The sequence below is a fragment of the Tenacibaculum geojense genome (assembly GCF_042676005.1).
Lineage (GTDB): Bacteria > Bacteroidota > Bacteroidia > Flavobacteriales > Flavobacteriaceae > Polaribacter > Polaribacter geojense.
Genome location: NZ_JBHTJR010000034.1, coordinates 1 through 4824, shown reverse-complemented (window position 1 = coordinate 4824; position 4824 = coordinate 1). Strand labels below are relative to the sequence as shown.

The window sequence follows — 4824 nt, the reverse complement described above, 5'->3', positions numbered from 1 at the left end:
AGTCCTTAAACTTTTATATCCCATATAAATACTCAGAAAACCAAAAGACTGAAACTATTGCTCACAACGGCTTCGTATAGCCCGTCAGTTATCGGGCTAATTTAGCCAAAAGTTTTTAGTTATATACTAGCTTAAGCAATTCTGAGTGGATTCGGACGTAGTCGAATCCGCCGTAATTGCGGTTATACATTGTTGGCAATAGTATTTTTTTCATTCAGTAAGATTTTCGTTCATAGATTTCAGAGTGTCAATTTTCGGCATTTCCGTAGTGTCTGATTCTCCGTCTATTGAGTAAAATTCCAATTCAGTCGGAATTTGGTCAGTTCCGAACAGAGAAATTCCGATTAATTCTCCGTTTTTACCTTTTCCTGCATAATCAATTATTAAATTTCCTTTTTGAATTTCCGAGTCAAATGTTTTTCCAAACATTATAGTCGGACATTTTCCGCAACCACATCTCGCAATAACTTTCAGATTTCCGATTAAATTATTCCATTCCGGTTTTTCTTTTTCGAACAGATAAGTCAGAAATTTAATTTCCAATTTTGTTAATTCTCTTTTATCTGGAATGCTATATTTCATTAATCAAATTCTTCGTTTTTTACGTTCAGCTGATATTATTGCCAACGGCTTCGTATAACCCGTCAGTTACCGGGCTAATTTAGCCAAAAGTTTTTAGTTGTTTACTAGTTTAAGCAATTCTGAGTGGATTCGGACGAAGTCGAATCCGCCGTAATTGCGGTTATACATTGTTGTGTGTAGGCTTTTCATTTTTCAAAAGCTCTTTTTTTATGTATTCAATAGATTCTCCGTAATAATCATTTTCATCCCAATCTCCGATTTCTATTTGAGTCAGTTTATTATGCAAACAAATTACCGGTGTCATTGGTTCTAGTTGTATTCCGAAAGATTTTTTTCCGTCATCATATATTGCATAACTATTTTCAGTTTCAGCTTTCCCCCAAGTAGTTTTTTTAATCAGTTTAGTCGCTTTATAAAATCTTAAATGTTTAAAAATTTCAGGCTCGGAAACTCTTAGGATTTCATAGAGGTCTTTACCAAATTCAGTATATCTGTTTTTAACATCTTGAAAGGTTTCTTCTGTGTATTCTTGAGAACTATCTAGTAAATAATGAACCATTTTATTTAGTTTTTCCAGCTTACACACAACGGTCTAGGCTATGAATAGTTGCGTGAATATAGCGATAATTTAACAAGTACACACGTAGGTGAAAATTCCAACGGAATTTTCAGAGTAGGCGAGTAATAGCAATTATTTATAGCCATTGTTGTAAACAGTTTTATTCTATTCCTAAATTTATTCATTTTTTTCAAATATACCATGAATTTTTAAAATAGAACTACCATCATTACAAATTGTATTATCATCTGCATCAAATTCAATCTTCAAAGTGTTATTTGTTAACTCAATTATTTCAGCCGAAACTGTTTCATTCCCTAAAGTTATATTAAGAGTATTATCGTTTATAGACCAATTTCCAGAATTAGTGAAATCTAATTCACAATCATTATTGGTAGAAGTATAATATTCTGAGATTGTTATTGAATGATTTTCATTTATAATCCAACTTCCCATTTGTTCACAGGAATCAAGAGTTGAAACTTCTTGTTGAGTTGAATTACAAATTGCTATTTCACTTATAGGTTTCCAATTACCAATTATTAAAGACGATATTTCAATATTAGAATTGTTTTCGCTTGAACATGATAAGAAAATCATAAATATGATTAAAAATTTGCAAAATAATTTTAATTCCTTCATAGATTTTGTTTTAATTGTTTACAACGTATTTGTATAACTGTTGTTACGGGATTAAAGTTACGTATTTTGTTTAATAACTAGTGTTAGTAATTACCGAGTGGATTCGGACGCAGTCGAATCCGCCGTAATTACGGTTATACTTTGTTGGCAGTAGTTTATTATTTTTCAGTCCCATATTTCCGCATAAACAAGTTAACTCCTTCGAGCATTAATTTTACTCGTCTTTTATCCTCAACTTCAGACCATTCTCCGTGTGCAGCGTGATTTCTCAATCCAGCCCAAGAAGTCAAGTCTTTAAAATCTTGTTTCGTTATCAAGTCTTTTTCTTTTAATAACTTACTATAGTTATCCATTCCAGGTTTTAAATTTCCGAGACTTATGTTTTGTTCTTCAACCCAATTTCTTAAAAACTCTTCTAATGAAGCTCCGATTAAAACAGTTGGTGCGGCAGGATGCACTTTTTTAGATTGCAATAGGTTATTTGCCTGTTCCAAAAAATCGGACACTACATCAATTTGAGCTTTTCGTTCAATGGTTATCCCATTGGCAAATCCACTTTTCAGATGATTAATATATCCTTTCAAAATTTTAGCAACCATTTCTTTTAATTGCTTGTCGGAATTCCAAGCGATTAATGGTTCCAGTTTTTTATAAAAAGAACTTTTGTCTCCTGCATAAATTCTTAAGAATTCTAAAGCCTCTGCTAGAACAGATGCTCCAGCTTCTTCGCTAGTAATTAAAGATTCTAAATGTCTTATTATTTCTTCTTGTTCGTTCATATTCAAATTACTGCCAACGGCTTCGTATAACCCGTCAGTTATCGGGCTAAATTAGCCAAAAGTTTTTAGTTATTTACTAGCTTAAGCAATTCTGAGTGGATTCGGACGCAGTCGAATCCGCCGTAATTGCGGTTATACATTGTTACCTGCTGGCTTTTATTCATCATTTCTTCTTTTCCTCAAAGCAATTATTTCCAATTTCAAGTCAGATAACGCAATTTTCATATTCTCAGCAAGCATTTTGTCAGAGACTTTTTTTCTTTCTTTTTCGGTCATACTTTTTTCGTACAGTTCTGGCGAAGGTGGAAGAGGGTTGACAATTGGATAGTCAAAACTTCTACTTATTCCGCATATATTTAGACGTAAAAATCCGTCTTCCATATTTCCATAAACAATCCATTTCCCATTTTCCTGAATATAAGGACTGCAATATTTCCAATTTTTTCCGATGTAAATATTTCCGATTGAGTCTCCACCGTCTAATGATTCTGTTACCTTTATTTTAAATGTCAAATTTGAATCGTTTACTTCAATCACTTCTCCAATAAAAATACATTCGGAATTTTCTAATTCATATTTCTGCCATTCGGAAAGTTTTTTAATCGCACAAGTACAGGCAAAACTTTTTAATGAAATCAGAAGTAAAATTATAACTAAATGTTTTTTCATAGTTTCAATTTTCAGCTTGCAGGTAACGGTTTCGTATAACCTATCAGTTATCGGGCTAAATTAGCCAAAAGTTTTTAGTTATTTACCAGCTTTAGCAATTCTGAGTGGATTCGGACGTAGTCGAATCCGCCGTAATTGCGGTTATACATTGTTGTAAGCAGTTTTTTATTGTTCATATATCACTGCTAAAATCAAAAGAACGGTTATTATAACTGAAATAATAGCTGGTTTTATCCAACTCCTTTTTCTGTGCTGAAATTCTTTTCCGATAAATTTATTCCAGAAATATTCTGTCAAAATTCCACCACCTGCAATATTAAAAATCAAAGCAATATTGCCTCCAATGCTTAATAAGTTCACAACGACAAGGGTGATAATCGTATATAAAATTCCAAAAATTAAAACTTGGATTCTTCCAGTTTGATTGTCGGTTTGCTTCATATTATACATTAGTAATACTGCTCCAAAAATCGTCGAGAATAATCCAGAAAACACCATAATTACTTTTTTTGAATGAAGTTCAGGTGCATATGGGTTGTCCGTTATATTGTTTTTCTTTTTGTGTTCCTCGATAGTTTTTTCACGGGCAATTTCTTTTTTCTCTTTTTCTATTTTGATTTCGTTTTCAACAGATTCCAATTCAGTTGTTTTTCCGTTTCTTTCCTTCAGAATGTGAATAGAAGCTGCGATAGCTTGTTCGTTGTAACTTTTTTTGTTTTCTAAAATATATTCTAATTCCGAGTCAGTTTTATGTTGGAATTTTTCAATAAATCTATTTTCGTTCATTATTTGATTTGGTTCGATTTTGTTGGGTCAAATTGCTTACAACGGCTTCGTATAACCAGTCAGTTATCGGGCTAAATTAGCCAAAAGTTTTTAGTTATTTACTAGCTTAAGCAATTCTGAGTGGATTCGACTACGTTCGAATCCGCCGTAATTGCGGTTATACATTGTTGTGGTGTCGTTTTTTATTATCAAAATATCCATTTTATTACAGTCACAAAACCAATAATTATTAAAATTCCGATGAATGCTAAAATCGAGAAAAAAATAAATCCGCCTAATTTTTCCTTAAAGGTTTGTTTGTGGTCAGAATTATTCTTTTTCTGTTTATTCGTTTTCGGATTGAACTTCGGGATATAATTAGCTTTTTCTTTACTATCAGATTCCAATTCAGTCAACTTTTTTTGAGCATAATCAGATAGTTTTGATTTGTCTCCGCGAAATACAATCTCTTGTAAAATCTGGTATCCAGAATAGTTTACCGATTTCTCATAAATCTCAACGCATTTTTTAATTCGTTCGTGAGTTGGTTCAGTCAGAATCCAATATTTTCCAGCAGAGTCCAAAAATCCGCTTTCGTAATAAAGTTCAGCGAGTTTATTCCACAATTCAATTTCATTCGGATTTTCCTGTATTAAATTCCGCAACCTGTCAGTCGCTTTGAATTTCAATCCGATTTCAATTTCGGAATCTATTTTGTCTAATTTTTCTTTTAAATTCACAATGTTTCTCTCAAATGCACCACAACGGTTTCGTATAACCGTCAGTTGCGGATTAAATTAGTTATTATTTTCTTTTGTTCACTAGCAT

7 protein-coding genes are annotated in these 4824 nt (G+C 32.3%); all 7 read right to left on the bottom strand.

Annotation, left to right across the window (positions count from 1 at the left end):
* Positions 1-210: 210 nt before the first annotated feature.
* Positions 211-582, bottom strand: a complete 372-nt coding sequence (locus ACFQ1U_RS06360; RefSeq protein WP_386106491.1) for a hypothetical protein — start codon at positions 580-582, stop codon at positions 211-213.
* A gap of 160 nt (positions 583-742) precedes the next feature.
* A complete protein-coding gene (locus ACFQ1U_RS06355) occupies positions 743-1141 on the bottom strand; it encodes a hypothetical protein (protein WP_386106489.1) in 399 nt (132 codons plus the stop codon).
* Positions 1142-1318: 177 nt separating this feature from the next.
* Positions 1319-1783, bottom strand: a complete 465-nt coding sequence (locus ACFQ1U_RS06350; protein ID WP_386106487.1) for a lipocalin-like domain-containing protein — start codon at positions 1781-1783, stop codon at positions 1319-1321.
* Between the two features lie 158 nt (positions 1784-1941).
* Positions 1942-2568, bottom strand: coding sequence for a hypothetical protein (locus ACFQ1U_RS06345; RefSeq protein WP_386106485.1), 627 nt, complete (start codon positions 2566-2568; stop codon positions 1942-1944).
* 150 nt (positions 2569-2718) lie between these two features.
* Positions 2719-3231, bottom strand: coding sequence for a hypothetical protein (locus ACFQ1U_RS06340; RefSeq protein ID WP_386106483.1), 513 nt, complete (start codon positions 3229-3231; stop codon positions 2719-2721).
* Positions 3232-3396: 165 nt separating this feature from the next.
* A complete protein-coding gene (locus ACFQ1U_RS06335; RefSeq protein ID WP_386106481.1) occupies positions 3397-4017 on the bottom strand; it encodes a hypothetical protein in 621 nt (206 codons plus the stop codon).
* 188 nt (positions 4018-4205) lie between these two features.
* Complete coding sequence (locus tag ACFQ1U_RS06330; protein WP_386106479.1) at positions 4206-4736, bottom strand: DUF6584 family protein; 531 nt, start codon at positions 4734-4736, stop codon at positions 4206-4208.
* Positions 4737-4824 lie beyond the last annotated feature (88 nt).

What these genes read in the sequence shown, in the direction of transcription:
- ACFQ1U_RS06355 (WP_386106489.1), bottom strand. Translation starts at nt 1,141, where the DNA reads ATGGTTCATTATTTACTAGATAGTTCTCAAGAATACACAGAAGAAACC.
- ACFQ1U_RS06360 (WP_386106491.1), bottom strand. Translation starts at nt 582, where the DNA reads ATGAAATATAGCATTCCAGATAAAAGAGAATTAACAAAATTGGAAATT.
- ACFQ1U_RS06350 (WP_386106487.1), bottom strand. Translation starts at nt 1,783, where the DNA reads ATGAAGGAATTAAAATTATTTTGCAAATTTTTAATCATATTTATGATT.
- ACFQ1U_RS06340 (WP_386106483.1), bottom strand. Translation starts at nt 3,231, where the DNA reads ATGAAAAAACATTTAGTTATAATTTTACTTCTGATTTCATTAAAAAGT.
- ACFQ1U_RS06335 (WP_386106481.1), bottom strand. Translation starts at nt 4,017, where the DNA reads ATGAACGAAAATAGATTTATTGAAAAATTCCAACATAAAACTGACTCG.